The 16,112-nt window shown below is 68.6% G+C and carries 17 protein-coding genes; 8 read left to right on the top strand and 9 right to left on the bottom strand.

Features of this window, described 5'->3' with window-relative positions; genetic code table 11:
* Positions 1 to 67 precede the first annotated feature (67 nt).
* Genes AB8619_RS18775 through AB8619_RS18760 form a run of 4 tightly spaced genes read right to left on the bottom strand, consistent with a single transcriptional unit; the run spans position 68 to position 4,681 of the window.
* Positions 68 to 1,303 carry a cytochrome P450 gene (locus AB8619_RS18775; RefSeq protein ID WP_436794152.1) on the bottom strand — a complete coding sequence of 412 codons (1,236 nt, stop codon included), beginning with the start codon at positions 1,301 to 1,303 and terminating at the stop codon, positions 68 to 70.
* Positions 1,300 to 2,565, bottom strand: a complete 1,266-nt coding sequence (locus AB8619_RS18770) for an amidohydrolase family protein (RefSeq protein ID WP_436794151.1) — start codon at positions 2,563 to 2,565, stop codon at positions 1,300 to 1,302. The genes AB8619_RS18775 and AB8619_RS18770 overlap by 4 nt, the downstream gene beginning before the upstream one ends.
* A complete protein-coding gene (locus tag AB8619_RS18765; RefSeq protein WP_436794150.1) occupies positions 2,562 to 3,410 on the bottom strand; it encodes an acetoacetate decarboxylase family protein in 849 nt (282 codons plus the stop codon). Before AB8619_RS18765 ends, AB8619_RS18770 begins: the two co-directional genes overlap by 4 nt.
* A gap of 5 nt (positions 3,411 to 3,415) precedes the next feature.
* On the bottom strand, positions 3,416 to 4,681 hold the full coding sequence (locus tag AB8619_RS18760; RefSeq protein WP_436794149.1) for an amidohydrolase family protein: 1,266 nt from the start codon (positions 4,679 to 4,681) through the stop codon (positions 3,416 to 3,418).
* Positions 4,682 to 4,743: 62 nt separating this feature from the next.
* On the opposite strand from AB8619_RS18760, the gene AB8619_RS18755 reads away from it, so the two are divergent.
* Positions 4,744 to 5,634, top strand: a complete 891-nt coding sequence (locus AB8619_RS18755) for an SDR family NAD(P)-dependent oxidoreductase (RefSeq protein WP_436794148.1) — start codon at positions 4,744 to 4,746, stop codon at positions 5,632 to 5,634.
* Between the two features lie 31 nt (positions 5,635 to 5,665).
* Positions 5,666 to 6,355, top strand: a complete 690-nt coding sequence (locus AB8619_RS18750) for a nitroreductase family protein (protein ID WP_436794147.1) — start codon at positions 5,666 to 5,668, stop codon at positions 6,353 to 6,355.
* Between the two features lie 15 nt (positions 6,356 to 6,370).
* On the opposite strand, the gene AB8619_RS18745 is transcribed toward AB8619_RS18750, so the two are convergent.
* A complete protein-coding gene (locus tag AB8619_RS18745) occupies positions 6,371 to 6,793 on the bottom strand; it encodes a response regulator (protein WP_436794146.1) in 423 nt (140 codons plus the stop codon).
* Positions 6,794 to 6,973: 180 nt separating this feature from the next.
* Between AB8619_RS18745 and AB8619_RS18740 the strand changes: the two genes are divergently transcribed.
* On the top strand, positions 6,974 to 7,714 hold the full coding sequence (locus tag AB8619_RS18740) for a hypothetical protein (protein ID WP_436794145.1): 741 nt from the start codon (positions 6,974 to 6,976) through the stop codon (positions 7,712 to 7,714).
* Here the strand turns inward: AB8619_RS18740 and AB8619_RS18735 are convergent.
* Both AB8619_RS18735 and AB8619_RS18730 read right to left on the bottom strand, forming a co-directional pair.
* The gene (locus tag AB8619_RS18735; RefSeq protein WP_436794144.1) at positions 7,701 to 8,750 is read right to left on the bottom strand and encodes a hypothetical protein; all 1,050 of its coding nucleotides are present in this window, start codon (positions 8,748 to 8,750) and stop codon (positions 7,701 to 7,703) included. The genes AB8619_RS18740 and AB8619_RS18735 overlap by 14 nt on opposite strands.
* Before the next feature lie 59 nt (positions 8,751 to 8,809).
* On the bottom strand, positions 8,810 to 9,490 hold the full coding sequence (locus tag AB8619_RS18730; protein ID WP_436794143.1) for a cupin domain-containing protein: 681 nt from the start codon (positions 9,488 to 9,490) through the stop codon (positions 8,810 to 8,812).
* Positions 9,491 to 9,599: 109 nt separating this feature from the next.
* Here AB8619_RS18730 and AB8619_RS18725 point away from each other — a divergent pair, with 109 nt between their 5' ends.
* The gene (locus AB8619_RS18725; protein ID WP_436794142.1) at positions 9,600 to 10,166 is read left to right on the top strand and encodes an isochorismatase family protein; all 567 of its coding nucleotides are present in this window, start codon (positions 9,600 to 9,602) and stop codon (positions 10,164 to 10,166) included.
* Positions 10,167 to 10,188: 22 nt separating this feature from the next.
* On the opposite strand, the gene AB8619_RS18720 is transcribed toward AB8619_RS18725, so the two are convergent.
* Entirely contained in the window at positions 10,189 to 11,238 is a 1,050-nt protein-coding gene (locus tag AB8619_RS18720; RefSeq protein WP_436794141.1) for a metal ABC transporter solute-binding protein, Zn/Mn family, read from the bottom strand.
* Between the two features lie 190 nt (positions 11,239 to 11,428).
* Here AB8619_RS18720 and AB8619_RS18715 point away from each other — a divergent pair, with 190 nt between their 5' ends.
* The 3 genes from AB8619_RS18715 to AB8619_RS18705 all read left to right on the top strand — a co-directional run bounded on the left by AB8619_RS18715 (position 11,429) and on the right by AB8619_RS18705 (position 13,673).
* Positions 11,429 to 12,799 (top strand): YibE/F family protein, encoded by a 1,371-nt coding sequence (locus AB8619_RS18715; protein WP_436794140.1) that lies wholly within the window; start codon positions 11,429 to 11,431, stop codon positions 12,797 to 12,799.
* Between the two features lie 72 nt (positions 12,800 to 12,871).
* The gene (locus AB8619_RS18710) at positions 12,872 to 13,210 is read left to right on the top strand and encodes a hypothetical protein (protein ID WP_436794139.1); all 339 of its coding nucleotides are present in this window, start codon (positions 12,872 to 12,874) and stop codon (positions 13,208 to 13,210) included.
* A gap of 7 nt (positions 13,211 to 13,217) precedes the next feature.
* Positions 13,218 to 13,673 (top strand): hypothetical protein, encoded by a 456-nt coding sequence (locus AB8619_RS18705; protein WP_436794138.1) that lies wholly within the window; start codon positions 13,218 to 13,220, stop codon positions 13,671 to 13,673.
* A gap of 20 nt (positions 13,674 to 13,693) precedes the next feature.
* On the opposite strand, the gene heR is transcribed toward AB8619_RS18705, so the two are convergent.
* Positions 13,694 to 14,488: a heliorhodopsin HeR gene (gene heR / locus AB8619_RS18700; RefSeq protein WP_436794137.1), complete on the bottom strand. Its 795-nt coding sequence runs from the start codon at positions 14,486 to 14,488 to the stop codon at positions 13,694 to 13,696.
* 145 nt (positions 14,489 to 14,633) lie between these two features.
* On the opposite strand from heR, the gene AB8619_RS18695 reads away from it, so the two are divergent.
* Positions 14,634 to 16,100, top strand: a complete 1,467-nt coding sequence (locus tag AB8619_RS18695; RefSeq protein WP_436794136.1) for an FAD-dependent oxidoreductase — start codon at positions 14,634 to 14,636, stop codon at positions 16,098 to 16,100.
* The last annotated feature ends 12 nt before the right edge of the window (positions 16,101 to 16,112 follow it).

The raw sequence follows: 16,112 nt of genomic DNA, 5'->3' as shown, positions 1-16,112 counted from the left end.
TACTGATCGGATCATCTCCGATCGGGGCGAGATCGCGCTACTCAACCGGTGCGCGTTGGGTACTCATTCACGTCGAGTAGCGGAGTTCGAGTTCGTTGACGCTGCGCAGGACCATGCGCGGCGACCAGGTCGGCGGCGTCACGACCTCGAGGTCGGAGAAGCGGTCGACGAGGCGGCCCAGGGTGACCTCGAGCTCGAGTTTCGCGAGATGGGTGCCGAGGCAGGAGTGGATGCCTGCGCCGAACTGGAGGTGGTGCACGGCCTCGGGTCGGTCGACCCGGATGCGGTCGGCATCGTCGCCGAATTCGGTCGGGTCGTGGTTTGCTGCCGCGATGCACGGATAGACGACTGCCCCGGCGGGAACCGTGCCGCCGTCGAAGTCGAGGTCCTCCAACGCGATGCGGCGCACGAACTGGTTGGGTCCGTCGTAGCGGAGCAGTTCGACGACGGCGTGGGGAACGAGCGACCGGTCGTCCCACAGACGCCGGAACTCGTCCGGCTGTCCGAGCAGACCGCGCATGCCGTTGCCCAGTACTGCCGTCGCCGGCTCGTGCCCTGCGATGTACAGGGTCTGGATCTGAGCGAGGAGTTCGTCGGCGTCGAGACGATCGCCGTCCTCCTCGTAGTGCACCAGAGCGGAAGTGAGATCGTCGGTCGGGGCGGCCTGCTTCGCGGCGATCTGACCTCGCAGGTAGTCGCGCATCTCCTCCCCCGCGGCCAGGCTTCGCTCACGGGTGTCGGGGTCGATGATCGGATCGAGTCCGAGCGCCACGAGTTGCACCCAGCGACGGAACTCGTGGCCGTCCTCGTCGGGGATCCCCATCAGCTCGCAGATCACCATCACCGGCATGGGATAGCCGAGGTCGCCGATCAGGTCGAACGTGCCGGCCGACCCCTGTCGATCGATGATCCCGTCGAGCAGGTCGTCGACGTGACGTTCGATGGTGGCCCGGAGGTCCTTGACCGAACCCTTGCGGAACGTCGGGGCGATCATCTTGCGGACCCGGCTGTGGTCGGGCTCGTCGAGGAGTGGGAGCGGGTTGGCGTCGTAGCCGATCTCGGCCCGACGTTCGATCTCCATCCGCGTGTTCGGCGTCGGCGTCGCGTTGTCGATCACCGCGCTCATGCCCGGGTCCTTCAGCACCCGGTCGACGTCGACGTAGCGGGTCAACATCCAGCCCTGCATCAGGTCGCTGTGATGCACCGGGTCGTTCTCACGGAGTCGCGCGTACTGCGCGTACGGCCATTCGGTGAACCCCTCCTCGAACGGGTCGAAGGAGACGGGGACGGAGATGTCCGTCAATACGAGCCCTCTTCGGTGAGCCACGGCCGACCCGATTCGCGGAGCGCATCCCACTTCGACAGGTCGCGTCCCTCGGTCTGACCGAGCGCCTCGGCCGTCGGTCCGAACTCGTCGACGAGCGGCTGCAGCTCGGCGACATCGAAGCCGTAGACCTCCGCCGCGGTCCCACCGAGCATGGCGCGGGCTTCGTCCTCGGGGATGTCGTTGAACGCTCGGTGGAGGAACTCGGCGGTGTGTGGCCACGTGCCCTCGGGGTGGGGGAAGTCGTTGCCCCACATGAGGTTGCCGACACCGATCTCGTAGCGACGCTCGAGCTCACGTCGGTGGGTGTTCGACGCGCCGATGAAGCAGTTGCGGTCGAAGTAGTCCGACGGACGCATCGACAGGTTGGTCGTCAGTTGGGCGCCGAGCTTCTTCGACCCGTGCTCACGCTCGAACACCGAGTCCATGCGCCACAGGAGATCGTTGACCCAGAACGCTCCGCACTCAGTGACGGCGAACTTGAGGCGCGGGAACCGCTCGAAGACCCCCGACCAGATCAGGAACCACAGCGGTCGGGACGACCAGAACCGCACCTCGGCGGTGTAGATGCCGATGTGGGGTCCGTACGACGCCTTGTCGGCCGGTCCGGAGTGGACGTGCACGGGGAGGTCGAGTTCCTGGCAGACAGCCCAGATCGGGTCGTACTTCTGATCGTGGTACGGCGCCCCCGGCTGCCACATCGGCGGGATGAGGATCCCGCCACGCAGGCCGGACTCGTGTGCACGCCGGATCTCGGCCACGGAGACGTCCACGTCGACGAACGCGATCGGGACCACGGCGATGCCGCGTCGGCGTTCCGGACTCGTCGCACACAGCTCGGCCAGCCAACGGTTGTGAGCCCTGGCGCCGGCGAGCAGGTGCTCGGGAGGCGTCTCACCGCTCTGGCCGAGACCGGCACCGAAGGGAGCCGACGCTCCCGAGCTCACCGAGTCGCCGTCGGGGAAGATGACCTCACCGACCACACCGTCGTTGTCGAGTTCGCGGTCACGTTTGACCGCGTCCCACGAGCCGCGCAGACCGTCCTCGTTCTCCTCGGCCCACTCGTCGGCGAACTCCTTGTTGAGGAACCCCTGCATGGCCAACTGTCGCTGGCGCTCGCGATCCTCGAGGCTCTCGGCGAACGCGTCGTGGAAGGCCGGGTCGAGCCACTCGCGGTACTCGGCGTTGGGGAGGCCGGCGTGGCAGTCGGCGGAGATGACGAGGAATCGGTCGCTGCTCATGCTTCGTGCTCCGTTGTCGAGTTGTGAGGCCCTGCCGAACAACTCGGTAGCGACGAGGCCCCCTGGGGCCGAGGAGCGGCGGGGTGGATGTCGTCGTAGCGCTGGTGCGCGTAGGGGAGGATCTCGGCCGGGTCGAGCGTGGCGACGATCTCGCCCCGCTGTTGGCTCTGCCGCTCCGACAGGCTCATCTCCAGGACCTCGCGGACCGGAAGGTCGGCGACCGGGTCGAAGCGGGATTCGCGGAGGATGATCTCGCCGTCGACGGCCTCTCTGGTCCGGTTGGTCTCGTTGCGATGGCAGTGCACGAGGCTCGGCGGCGCGTCGAAGCCGGCTCCCCCGGGGTCGCGCAGGAACTTCAGGTAGAAGTCGGTCCGTTCGAGAGGCGCCGGCGGCTCCTCCGAACCGGTCACGGTTCCTCGGAGCTCGATGATCGTCACGCCCATGCGCGTGACGGTGCCCACGAGGGCGTCGCCGTCCCGCTCCAGCGCCACCTGCGCGAGCTTCTTCGGCTCGCCGAAGGTCTCGCGCCCGCCGATCACCGACTGCTCGGTCGTCATCGGCATGAGGAGCGGGTAGAACCCGACCAGCCCGTCGTGTTCGCACTGCACACCGAATGTGCCGGCACCGAACGTCGGTACCCCGGGTCGGTCGATCTCCACCGTGGCGATCGACACCTTCACCAGCGGCTGTGCGGTCGCGACGAGCGGCGGCGGCAGGACCTGCTCGACCAGTCCCGGGTCGGTCTCGTACAGCGCGGTGAACGACGTCGACCATGCGCCGACCTTCGTCGCCGCGACCTCGCGGTCTTCGGCCGTTCGTGCTCCGTAGCGAATGGTCGCAGTCATGGTGCTCAGTCCAGGTCGGGGTCGGGGCGGAACTTGCCGATGGCGAACGACGGGCACCGCAGCGCCTCGTCGGGGATGTCGGCTCGCTTCAACGGAACGGTGAGGTGGTCGACGGTGGGTCCGACGTCGGCGGCGATCTTCGCCAGTGCGTCCATGTCGAAGCCGTAGATGCGGGCGGCGTTGCCGCCGACCATCGCCTGGATCTCTGCCGGGTCGCACAGGCCGCCGAAACTCATCTTGAGGTGGTCCTTGGACCACGGCCAGCAGCCCTCGAGGTGCGGGAAGTCGCTCCCCCACATGATCGAGTCGGTACCGATCGTCTCGTGCATCCGTACCTCGTGACGACGGATGAAGCTCGACCCGAGGCTGCACTGCCGGGCGAAGTACTCGCTCGGCGTCCGCGACATCTGGTCGATGGCGCCGGCGGCGAACGCCGCCTCCTGACTGCCCTTGGCCATGGTGAAGCGGGTGTACATGTTGTCGAGACGGGTCAGTTCCTCGGGCACCCACTCCGACCCCTGTTCGGTGAACACGAACTGCAGGTCGGGATGCCGTTCCATGACGCCGGAGAACATCAGGTGCCACAGCGTCCGGTGTGCCCACCACGTGACCTCGAGGATGAACATCATCTTCGCCTCGGGGTAGTCGCCGTAGTCGGGGGCGGCGCTGCCGGAGTGGTGGTTGATCGGCATGCCGAGTTCGTCGCACACCTGCCACAGCGGTTCGTAGACCTTGTCGTAGAGCGGTGCCACGCCGGAGCCGGGAGGGGCACCGGGCAACAGCACCCCGCCGGTCAGCCCATGGTCCTTCGCCCAGCGGACCTCGGCGACGGCAGCGTCGACGTCGTGGAGCATGATCTGCGCGATGCCCGCCCGTCGACCCGGCGCGTCGGCGCAGAAGTCGGCGAGCCAGCGGTTGTGGGCCTGCAATCCCGCCCAACGACGGTCGAGGTCGCCGGCGTTCGCGGGCGGCGCCTGGTTGACGAGGCTGACCGCAGGGAAGAACGGCGGGATGGTGTTGGGGAAGACGACCTCGGCCACCACGCCGTCCGCCTCCATCTCACGGAGACGACGGGCGGAGTCCCAGTTGCGCTCGGCATCGTCCCCCGTCAGGTCCTTGTACGGGTTGTCGAACGTCTGCATCCACGCGTCGAAGTCGTCGTGGTGTTCCGACGCCAGGTACTCCCGATACGCGCTGATGCTCGCGCCTGCGTGGCAGTCGGACGAGATGACGACGTAGCGGTCGTCGGCCGGCAGATCGGTCACGGACATGCGGAACCCCCCGGTTCACTTTTCTAGAACACGTTCTAGCAGGGAGGAATAGGGTCCTGCCGATGAGCGAACCAGATCTCTCGGGCCTGACGGACAAGGTCGCGGTGGTCACCGGCGGCGCCAACGGCATCGGTCGCTCGATCGTCGAGGCGTTGTTGGACGAGGGCGCCCGCGTGGTGATCGCTGACATCGAGGAACCGGTCCTCGACGCGACCGTGGCCGAACTCGCCGGCCGGGGCGACGTCATCGGCATCCGGACCGACGTCAGCGACCCCGCGTCGTTCGAGGCCCTCGCCGACTCGGTGTTCTCGACCCATGGCGCGTGTCACCTGCTGTTCAACAACGCCGGCGTCACGAGCGGTGGTGGCGGCAAGCCGTGGGAGCAGGAGTTCAACGACTTCCGCTGGTGCTTCGGCGTCAACGTGTTCGGCACTGCCAACGGGTGCGCCGCGTTCATCCCGCGGATGATCGAGTCCGGCGAGCCCGGTCGGATCATCAACACCTCGTCGGGCGACGGCGGCTTCGCGCCGGTCCCGCGGGCGAGCGTCTACGCCGCGTCCAAGGCCGCGGTCTCCTGCTTCACCGAGGCGCTCGCCCACAACCTCATCTCCGACGGCACGTCGATCCGGGCCTCGGTCTTCTACCCGAGCGGTGGCCTGATCGACTCGGGCCTCTACACCGCCAATCGCAACCGGCCAGCCGAGTTCGCCCGGGAACGAACCGCCGCACGCCGATCGATGACGTTCACGGAACTGAAGGCCGCACTCGAGAAGGGCGGCAAGGAGGTCCCCGTGGCCGACGTGCCCGCGCTCGGACGCTTCGCCGTCGAAGGCGCCAAGCGGGGCGACTTCATCATCGGTCGCAACCTCGAAGACACCGCGGCGCTCCTCCACCGTCGCGCCGACGCCATCGGTCGGGCCGAGTTGCCGCCCCACCACGGCATGGACATCTGACTCGCACGCGGCGACGACCTACCGTCGCGCCATGGCGGACACGTTCACCCCTCCCACCCTCGACGAGGCACTCGAGCGACTCGAGATGCCGCTCGTCGACGCGATGATGACGCAGCGCGCCGTCCGACGTCTCCATCCCGACCCGGTCGATCCCGAACTGATCCGGCGACTGCTCGCCCTCGCACTCAAGGCCCCCACGAGTTCGAACTCGCAGGACTGGTCGTTCCTCGTGATCACCGGCGTCGACCAGAAACGAGCCCTCGGCGACCTCTACGCCCAACTCCACAGACGCATGCAGCCCGTCGAGCGGTGGCTGGCCCGCAACGACGAAGCACGCCAACGGCAGATGCGTCCCGGCGAGTGGCAGATGGCCCACTTCGACGAGATCCCGTTGTTCGTGATCCCGTGCTATCGCCGCAACCTCAAGCACCGCCCCGTCGGTCGGCCGCAGATCTCGGTGTCGAGCTACTACGGCTCGGTGTACCCGGCGGTGCAGAACCTGCTGCTCGGATGCCGCGCCGTGGGCCTCGGTGCCTCGTTGCAGACGCTGCCGATCTGGCGTGTTCCCGCCGCCCGCAAGATCCTCGATCTCCCCCGATCGATGAACCCGGTCTGCATCATCCCGATCGGCTGGGCCAAGGGGAAGTACGGCCCGACCACGCGCCCCGACGTCGCCGACGTGCTCCACGTCGACCGCTACGGCAACCAGCCGACGGACTGAGCCTCGACGGGCTCCTCACGGTCCGATCGGCGAGACCGGCCGCCACCGTTCGATCACGACCTCGAGTTCGTCGAGGACGATCGGCTTCGGGAGGAAGTCGTCCATCCCGGCGTCCAGGCAGGCCTCTCGATCACCCTCGGCGGTCCGCGCCGTCATGCCGATGATCGGGACGTGACCGCCGGTCGACTCCTCGATCGAGCGGATCCGTCGAGTGGCGTCGAGGCCGTTCAGGTCCGGTAGCTGCCAGTCCATCAACACGATGTCGACACGCTCGGGCGAGCGCAGAGCGGCGAGCGCGTCGGACGCGGTCTCGACACCCACCGGGTCGTGATCGAGTCGTTCGAGCTGTGCGATCACCAGCCGGCGGTTGATCCACTCGTCCTCGACGACGAGGACACGGACTCGCGGCTGCCCGGCTGATGCGTCGTCGCCCGTCACGGGGACCACGAGCCTTCGCGCACGTCACTCAATCGGGGGGCCCTTCGGGGGGAGGAGGGATGCCGCTCAGTATCCCCGATCGAAGGGCAGAGCGGCATCTCGGATGCTCGACCTCGGTCTTGGTCCGATCTTGAGGTTTCCCAGATCGGCACCAGATCCGCCGTCTTCACGATGACCTGCATGAGCTTGCGCCACCTCCTCGTGACGACCGCCACCGCCGTGACCATCGCCCTCGCCACCATCGTCGGCATCACCGCAACCGCCGAGACCACCGGCGCACTGCCCGACCCCGTGGCCGCCCTCCCGACGACGGCGACCGAGACCGCTGCGGCCTCCGCCACCGACGAACTCCCGACCCGAGCCACGATCGGCGTGTGGCCTTCCACCGTCGTCATTCCAACCCCCGCACCGGCGCCGGTCGTCGTGACCCCGCCGACCACGACCCCGGCGCCGGTCGAGCCCCCGCCCACGACGACCGCGCCACCAGCACCGGAGCCCGCACCGGCGCCGACTCCGTCGATCGACCCCGGTCCCGCGGCTGGTCTCGAGCGAGCCCGTGCCGCGATCGAGGCCTACGTCCCGGCCCGCCACCGCGACCGGGTCGACTATGTCCTCGAGTGGATCCCCGGCAACACCTCGTGGGCCTGGCCGAACCGGCTCGTCCAGATCGGCGCCGGCCAGGCGGACGACTCGTGGGACCACATCGCCTTCGTGGCCGTGCACGAGATCGGCCACCTCGTGGCCTACGAGTACGGCACCAACGCCTACCTGGGCGCTCCGCCCACAGGCTTCCCCGGTGCGGGCAACGCCGCCGAGGTCTGGGCCGACTGCTATGCCTTCGCCCTGACCGGCTTCGAGTGGGACATGCACTGCAACGCCGACCAGAAGGCCTGGACCCGCAACTGGATCAGTCAGAACTGAGACCCGGGACCACATCGAACTGCTGAGCCACCGCCGGCGACCGGAGCTTCCAGATCAGCCCGTCGTAGGCGAAGTGCAGTGCCCCGAAGCCGAGATAGATCGCACCGAAGAGGTTGCGAGACAGTCCGGTCTTCAGTCCGGCGACCAGAGCCAGGACCATCCCGGTGTAGATCGTGAGGAACAGCGCCGGGCCGAAGCGCGGCCGTACGACACGCTCGAGCAGCGATCCGGCCGTCGCCCGGCGCCGCACGGTGCCGTGGACCACGACGAAGTACTCGATGCTGTGGGCCAACGCGAACCCCAACACGGTGGCCACCGGGTCGACGGGAGCCATGGCGAAGAGACCGAACGCGCCGAACAGGTACAGGTACTTGGCCGGGTTCAGCCGGTCGCGGGTCCGTTCGAGCGACGCCCACCGCCACGTCGTGATGCTCGCCCCGACGATCGTCACCAGGGCGACCACGACGGCGATCGGCCGCAGCATCGCCAACAAGTCGATGATCTGTGTGTTGACGCGACCGAGCGGGAGCGCCTGCAGTTTGTCCGGCGCACCGGGGTCGGCGAACACGACAGCGACGGCGGCCCCGAACCACCAGAACAGGATCCCCTGCTCATGGTCACCGTCGGTCTGGCCGACCTTGCGTCCGTAGACACGCAGAATGCCGTAACGCTGTCGGAGGGTGTGGTGACCGTTCCAGGCGGCGGCCGCGAGCGCGGTGACCAGCACGCTGATCGTCAGGCCGACGAACGCGGCCACGACGGCGACCACCGGCGCGGCGACCAGGAGTCGGGTCCGTCGTCGTCGCTCACGCACGTCGCCGTAGATGAGGGGCAGCGTCACCGGTTGGTGCGCGAACGAGATCAGCAGCACCCACCCGGCCAGGGCCGCGACCGCGTCGGTGTCGGCCCGAACCGCGTGCGCCACCAGCCAGATCGGCACCCAGGCGAAGGCGACGAGCACGTCGACGGGTGCCCTCGTGATCCAGCGCACGTCGAAGTGACGCGTCGAAACTGCCGGCGTGCCCGCGATCGCCATGTCCTCGGACCGTAGCCGCCTCGTGCCCGCACCCCGGGCGGCGGGGTCTGCGAGGACGTCTAGGCCTGGGGGTCGAACAGTGCTCCGCCGGGCGCCGGCGCGGCCGATGCCCAGGTCTCGTGTTGCGCCGTGGCGAGTTCGGCCAGCTTGCGGATGCCGGCGACCGAACGCTCGTCGAGCTTCATCCCCGGCCCACCCTTGACCCCGCCGCCGGCGCGGAACTCGAGCACCTCGACGCCCTCGGGTCCGGCCTTGTACTTGTACGGCATCTCGTTGGGGACGAAGAACCCGTCACCCGGACCGAGGCGCTGGCTGCCGAGGACGACCTCGCCGGCGATCACGTAGTAGAGGCAGTCGCCGTAGCGGGGGTGGCTGTGACGGAAGAGCGGGAAGTCCGGACCGAACCAGACGTGCACCAACGACATCCCGTCCTTGCCGCCCTGACCGAACAGCGGCGTGGTGACCGTGCCCGGGGCGATGGCGCGGACCATCTCGCCGATCGCGTCGCGGACCTCGCCCTCGTCGTTGTCGTCGAGGAGTCCGCTGTAGTCGAAGCCGTCGGCGGCTCCGGACAGGTCGACGCCTTCCATCACCTGGGGCGTCGGCGGCTTGGGGAGGTCGGGGGCGCGGAAGATCTCGAACTTGCCACGCGGCGACTGGTAGCGACCGGCCGCCTCGTCGGTGGCCGCGTCCTCCGCTGCCGCGTCGGCGTCGGGCCGTGCTGCTGTGGTGTCCGTCATGGATCCCCCTGGGAGTCAATTGACCGTGCGGTCAAGACTAGCGACACGGCGCGGAGACATCCGTAGAGTCACCGATGTCGCGGTACCCGATCGCGTGGAGGACGTGACCATGACCTCACTCCCCGAGCGCCCCAACACGGCATTCCTGATCATCGACGTCCAGCGCGACGTCGTGGCCGAGGCCCACGATCGTGACGCGGTGATCGCCAACATCAACGTGGCGCTCGACCGCGCACGGGCTGCGGGGGCACCGGTCATCTGGGTCCAGCACGGCGACGACGACCTCCCCGAGGGAAGCGAAGGTTGGCAGTACGTCGACGAACTGCGGCGCGACCCGTCGGAGCCGCTCGTCCACAAGCACCACGGCGATTCGTTCGAGGAGACCGAGCTCGAGGAGCTCCTGGCGGAGCGGGCCGTGGGGCACCTGGTCGTCGCCGGCGCCCAGACCGACGCCTGCATCCGCAACACGCTGCACGGCGCCCTGGTGCGTGGCTACGACGCGACCCTCGTCGCCGATGCACACACCACCGACGACCCGAGCAAGTACGGCGCACCGCTCGATGCCTCACAGGTCATCGCGCACACCAACCTCTACTGGAAGTACACCGATGCTCCCGGTCGACGGGGCGACACCGTCACGGCTGCCGAGGTCACCTTCCCGCCCCACATCGCATGACCCTCCTCGTCGACCACCGCGGTCAACGCAGCGCGTCGGCGATTCGAGTCGCGTTGGTCTCGATCATCTCGACGTAGGTCTCCGCACCCGAGCCGGCTGATCCGAGCGATTCGGAGAACAGCTCGACGACGGTGACGTCGCCGATCTCGTCGGCGAGAGTTCGTGCGAGCCGGTCCGGCGACGACGTGTCGGCGAAGATCGCCGGGACACCGCCGCGCTCGATCGCGTCGGCAAGCGCCGCGAGATCGCCGGCGCTGGCGGCGTCGGTGGTCGACGAACCGGGGATCACCGTACCGATGACCGTGAAGTCGTACCGCTCGGCGAAGTAGGCAAACACCTCGTGGTTGGTGACCAGCACCCGACTCGATGGGGAGAGGTCGGCGAAGAGGGCGACGATCGAGAGGTCGAGGTCCTCCAACGCTGCGCGATAGCGATCCGCCCGCTGATGCAGGAGCGGGCCGTCGAGCGCGGGCACCGTGTCGACCAGAAAGTCCGTGATTCCCTCGACCGCTTCCGCCATTCGCACCGGGTCGGTGAAGAAGTGCGGGTCCTCGTTACCGTGGTCGTGATCGTCGTGGCCGTGGCCGTCGTCCTCGTGATCGTCGTCCTCGTGATCGTCGTCCTCATGATCGTCGTCCTCATGATCGTCGTGGAGCGCCTCGACCGCATCCAACGCCTCGAAGGTCGGGACGCCGTCGTCCACCGCCCCGGCGATCACGTCGACCAGCGACTCCTCGAGACCGCCACCGTTGACGATCAAGGCGTCGGCGTCGCGGATCTGTGCTGCTTCACGCGCCGACGACTGGAAGTCGTGCGGGCTCGCGCCCACGGGCATGATCGTCACGACCTCAGCATCGTCGCCGACGATCTCGGCGACGACGTCGCCGAGGATGCTCGTCGTGACGACGATCGTCGGACGGCCGTTGCCATCGGACTGCTCGACACCTCGTCCACATCCGGCGACGAGCAACGCCGCTCCGACCAGCACGCACAACGACCTCACGATGACTCCTCCACTACTGTAATGAGAATGACTATCACTCTCGCGAAGATAGAGGGCGCGCCGAAGCACCCACAAACGCCCTGCGGCTCAAGCCGAAGCGTCCTCGGCAGGGACGGGAACGGAGCCGCTCGCATGCTCGGTCTCGGGGGCGGCAGCGAACCCTCGCTTCCGCCGACGCGACGCTCGGTACGCCATCAGCCGGAGCGCTCCGACCGAGCCGCCCACGTAGGTCACTCCCTCGGCTACGCAGGTCGCACACATGGCCGACGATCGTAACGACGTCGCCCGGTCGGACGAATCGTCGGTCCACCACGCCGGCGCCGCCGTCGGGGACGATGGATCGGTGACCGAGTCCAGCCACGACCACGACCACCACCACGGACCGTTGACCACCGCCCACGGCGTCCGTCGGGTCCTCCGCCTCCTGATCGGGCTCGTCGCCGTCGCGACGGTGGTCGGGCTCGTCGTCTGGTGGCCGAGCGGCGGCGCCGGCCTCTCGACCGGGATCGACGGTCAGGGTGACCGCGTCAACGCGACCGTCATCGGAGACACGCCGGTGGACTGCGCCGGCCCGGACTTCGGGGCGGCGGTCCGCTGCGAGGAGATCCAGATCGAGATCACCAGTGGGCCCAACGCGGGCACCACCGGGAGCTTCCAGATGTACCCCGACAGCCAGGGGCCCACCCCGGACTTCGATGCCGGCGACGAGATCGTCGTCATCGAGTACGTGTTGGGCGACACCGGCGAGCTCGCGCACAGCTTCGCCGACCACCAGCGAAGCAGGCCGCTGATCGCCCTCGCCGCGTTGTTCGTGATCGCCGTGGTGGCGCTCGGTCGGTTCCAGGGCGTCCGCGCCCTCGCCGGGCTCGTCGTCTCGGCGATGGTGCTCTTCGGATACATCTTCCCGGCACTTCTCGACGGCCACCCTCCCCTGCCGGTCGCGCTCGTGTCCGCGTCGGTGATCGCGTTCGCCGCCTTGTACCTCGCGCACGGCGTCAACGACACCACGACCGTCGCGCTGCTCGGGACCATGGCGGCGCTCGCGGTCACCGGCGTACTCGGCGCGGTCTTCACGTCGGCCGCCCAGATCACCGGACTGGCGTCCGAGGACCAGATCTTCCTGCTGGTCTCGGCCGAGGGCATCGACCTGCGGGGTCTCGTCCTCGCCGGGATCATCATCGGCAGCCTCGGCGTGCTCGACGACGTCACCGTGACCCAGGTCTCCGCCGTGGCTCGGCTCCACGAGGCGAACCCCGAGTACACCGTTCGCGACCTGTACCGCACCGGCGTCCACATCGGCCGAGACCACATCGCCTCGACCGTGAACACCCTCGTGCTCGCCTACGCCGGGGCGGCGCTCCCGTTGCTCCTCTTCTACTCCAACGTCGGCATCGGGCTCAGCGAGTCGATCACGTCGGAGATCATCGCCGTCGAGATCATCCGCACCCTCGTGGGCAGCATCGGGCTCGTCTCGGCGGTGCCGCTCACCACCATCCTGGCGGCGCTCGTCGTCACCGGGTCGGGCGTACCCCGTCTCCGTCGTCCGTTGAGTTCGCCGGCGCCAGAACCGGCCGACGAACCGTCGTCGACCACCTGGGACGACTTCGTGCCCGCTCCTGAGGAGTTCTGAGTCGCGCGGTCCCGGGCCGAATCCGCTCGACCATCGACGACGCGAGCCCGTGCGCTGACCAGACTCGTGGTCGTGGCCTTCGGTCAATCATCCGGTCCGCCTGCGACGGCACGCGAGATCAACCAGCTCCTCGAGTTGCTCAACGAGGCCGGCCACTCCGACTTCCGCGACGCACGAGGCCCCATGGGCTTCACGCAACGTCAGGCCGCCGGGAAGTTCACGCGGGACGAGGCAGCGGCGTTCATCGAACAACTCGAAGCCGAGCAGTACGAGCGTGTCGACGAACCGAACGCACCGCACCGCCCGGCACCGGAGCGACTGACCGCTGCTGACCGGGCGATCCGCAAGCTCTCCGACGCCGCCCTCGCCGCCGAACTCCAGCGACGGGGCTGGGTCGTGATGGAACCGTGACCGATCGATGACCGGTGTCGTGACCGCCGGCGCCGGGTTCCTGCTCGCCGTACTGTGGTTCGACCTGATGTTCGACGTGCAGGTCCGCGGGCAGGACGGTGAGGTGCTCCCCGAGCGGGTGCTCGCCTCGATCGCCGGGTACTACGCCCGGGTCACGACGACAGCCCGGCCGATGAACCGCTTCGTGACCTTCGGCATGGTCGTCACGATCGCGGGCCTCGTCGGCGAGGCCTTCACCGGCCACCCCGGACTCGTCTGGGTCGTCGCCTCGGTCGCCCTCGCCGTCCCGCCCATCGCGCTGGCTGCCGCTCGGGTCGTCCCGAACGCCGTCCGTCTCGGCACCCGGGAGGACGACCGGGCGACGCAGTCGGCCATCGCCCGAGAGATCCATCGCGACCACTGGTACTGCTTCGCGTCGATCCTCGGCCTGCTCGTCGTCCAGGGGCTCAGCGCGCTGGCGTGACCGGGATCTGATCGCCGGGGTCAGATCAGGGTGTTGGCGAAGATCTGCCAGGCCAACGCGCTCTTCGCCACCAGGCTGAGCACGATGTAGACGCGCTCGCCGTGGAGGTAGTCGGCGAACCTGCCGCGTCCTCGGAACTGCAGCCACTGGTTGAGTGCGAAGCAGTTGAAGAGCAGGAAGATCGACACGATGATCCCGTAGACGAACCCTGGCGGGGTCGCAGCTCCGTCGCGGGTCGCGTTGGAGACGAGGACGGCGACGATCGCGATCCACGGGCCGGCGCCGGCGATGCTCCCGACGACGAACGGCGTCCACCACGTGCGTTCTCGGCCGGGTGGATTGGCGACCTCCATCAGCCAACCGCAGAGGATCATCGTGGCGTTGACGATGGCGATGGCGATCAGTGCCGCGAGGTCGGCGATGCCCGTGACGAGGGCGATCAAGACGATCATCAGCGTCGCCGAGAGCGAGTACTCGATCCAGCGGAACCGATTGCGTCCGTGGCGTAGCTCGTCGAGGTAGCGGTCGAACCCGACGGTGGCGATGATCCCGTGGAAGAGCGCCGACAGGAACAAGAAGCCCGCGGTGCCGAGCGCGAGCGGTACCCCGACCACCTCGTAGAGGTCGCCGTCTGCGAGGGATGTGCCCGGAGGACCACCGAGCGAGAACACCGAGACCGGGAGCTCGAAGGTGCCATCGCCGAGGGCCAACATCAACGCCCCGGAGACTGCGTGGAGAAGCCCCATCGCGACGTTCCACCGGCGCAGTCGGCCGCCTTCCGCCTTGGTGACGTCGATGGTCTGGCCGCCCTGCATCTCGCCTCTCTACCCCTCGACATCGGAGTCCATACCGGCGTTCGGCACGTCTGGAATCGCGTCGTGGAGGGTATCCGCATGAGCCTCCATGCGATCGACCACTCCGCTCCCTCTTACATCCGAGTCGCTCTGGTTCGACCACCCCGTGTCGGAGCGCATCGATCATGACGGCGCCGACCTGCCCACCCGGGTCGACTGCGTCGTGATCGGCGCCGGCATCGCCGGCCTCACAACGGCAGTGCTGCTCGCCGAGCAGGGCGTCGACGTCGCGGTCGTCGAGGCCCGGCAGATCGCCCGGGGCGCGACCGGCTACAGCTCAGCCAAGGTCTCGGTACTGCACGACCTGACCGCGCAATCGATCGAGGCGACCCGAGACCGTGATGCTGCCCTCGCCTACCTGGAGGCGAACCGGCACGGCTTCGACTGGATCGAGCGCCGGCGACGCGACCGCGACATCGAGTGCGCGTGGGAGGTCCGGCCCGCGGTGAGCTACGCACTGCACGGGTCCTCGCTGGACGCGGTCGAACGAGAGGTCGAACTACTCGACGCTGCCGGACTCGATGCGCAGTCGTCCGCGTCAGGCCTGCCATACGCAACTGCCGGCGCCGCTCGTCTGGCAGACCAGGCGCAGTTCGATCCGGTGCCGTTCGTGCTCGACCTCGCTGCCGATGTCATCGAACGGGGCGGCACGGTGGTCGAGGGAGTGCGGGTCACCGGCGTGAGCGACGGCCGCACCGGCGTTCGGGTCCACACCGATCGCGGCACGATCGCCGCGCGCTGGGCCGTGGCCGCGACCGGGCTCCCGTTCCTCGACCGCGGGCTCTTCTTCGCTCGCACGGAACCACAGTCGTCCTACGTGGTTGCGTGCGAGGTGGAGGCGCCGCCACCGGAGGGCATGTATCTCGCGCACGACGGACCGAAGCGCTCGCTGCGGACGGCGCCATCGCCGACCGGCGACACCGAGGTCCTCCTCGTCGGCGGCGAGAGCCACAAGACCGGGCAGGGAGGCGACACCGTGGAGCGTTACCGGCGTCTGGTGTCGTGGGCCGACGAGCACTTCGGCGTGCGCTCCGTGACCCACCGGTTCATGACCGAGGACTTCGCCACGCCCGACTCCGTGCCGTTCGTGGGACCACTCCACCCCGGCCCGACCAGCGTTCTCGTCGTCACGGGCTTCAACAAGTGGGGGTTCACCAACGGCGTCGCCGCCGCCGCCGTGAACGTCGCGACCATCCTCGGCACCGAACCACCGTCCTGGGCCGCGACGATGTCGTCGACCCGTCTCCCGCTCGCAGGAGCACGCGAGCTCGTCCGAGCCAACCTCGACGTCGGTGCCCACCTCGCCGGCGGGTGGGTCAACACGTTCGTGCCCCGACCGCGGCCGCGCCGTGGCCAGGGACGCGTGGTCGCCGACGGCCTGGACCGAGTTGCCGTGTCGGTCGACGAGACCGGCCAGGAATGCCGCGTCTCCGGCGTCTGCCCACACCTCGGCGCCATCCTCACGTGGAACGAGGCGGAGTCGACGTGGGACTGCCCCCTCCACGGGTCGCGCTTCGAACGCGGCGGCGCCCTCCTCCACGGTCCCGCCGTGTCCGACCTGACCCCCCAGTAGCCCGAGAGGATC

The sequence above is a fragment of the Actinospongiicola halichondriae genome, from assembly GCF_049103745.1.
In the GTDB taxonomy this organism is placed as follows: Bacteria; Actinomycetota; Acidimicrobiia; order Acidimicrobiales; family Salinilacustritrichaceae; genus Salinilacustrithrix; species Salinilacustrithrix halichondriae.
The sequence above is the reverse complement of the archived record's forward strand: the minus strand, read 5'-3'. Positions and strand labels throughout refer to the sequence as shown.

What these genes read in the sequence shown, in the direction of transcription:
- AB8619_RS18740 (WP_436794145.1), top strand. Translation starts at nt 6,974, where the DNA reads ATGAGCTTGCGCCACCTCCTCGTGACGACCGCCACCGCCGTGACCATC.
- AB8619_RS18735 (WP_436794144.1), bottom strand. Translation starts at nt 8,750, where the DNA reads ATGGCGATCGCGGGCACGCCGGCAGTTTCGACGCGTCACTTCGACGTG.
- heR (WP_436794137.1), bottom strand. Translation starts at nt 14,488, where the DNA reads ATGCAGGGCGGCCAGACCATCGACGTCACCAAGGCGGAAGGCGGCCGA.
- AB8619_RS18760 (WP_436794149.1), bottom strand. Translation starts at nt 4,681, where the DNA reads ATGTCCGTGACCGATCTGCCGGCCGACGACCGCTACGTCGTCATCTCG.
- AB8619_RS18705 (WP_436794138.1), top strand. Translation starts at nt 13,218, where the DNA reads ATGACCGGTGTCGTGACCGCCGGCGCCGGGTTCCTGCTCGCCGTACTG.
- AB8619_RS18725 (WP_436794142.1), top strand. Translation starts at nt 9,600, where the DNA reads ATGACCTCACTCCCCGAGCGCCCCAACACGGCATTCCTGATCATCGAC.
- AB8619_RS18755 (WP_436794148.1), top strand. Translation starts at nt 4,744, where the DNA reads ATGAGCGAACCAGATCTCTCGGGCCTGACGGACAAGGTCGCGGTGGTC.
- AB8619_RS18715 (WP_436794140.1), top strand. Translation starts at nt 11,429, where the DNA reads ATGGCCGACGATCGTAACGACGTCGCCCGGTCGGACGAATCGTCGGTC.
- AB8619_RS18765 (WP_436794150.1), bottom strand. Translation starts at nt 3,410, where the DNA reads ATGACTGCGACCATTCGCTACGGAGCACGAACGGCCGAAGACCGCGAG.
- AB8619_RS18770 (WP_436794151.1), bottom strand. Translation starts at nt 2,565, where the DNA reads ATGAGCAGCGACCGATTCCTCGTCATCTCCGCCGACTGCCACGCCGGC.
- AB8619_RS18730 (WP_436794143.1), bottom strand. Translation starts at nt 9,490, where the DNA reads ATGACGGACACCACAGCAGCACGGCCCGACGCCGACGCGGCAGCGGAG.
- AB8619_RS18750 (WP_436794147.1), top strand. Translation starts at nt 5,666, where the DNA reads ATGGCGGACACGTTCACCCCTCCCACCCTCGACGAGGCACTCGAGCGA.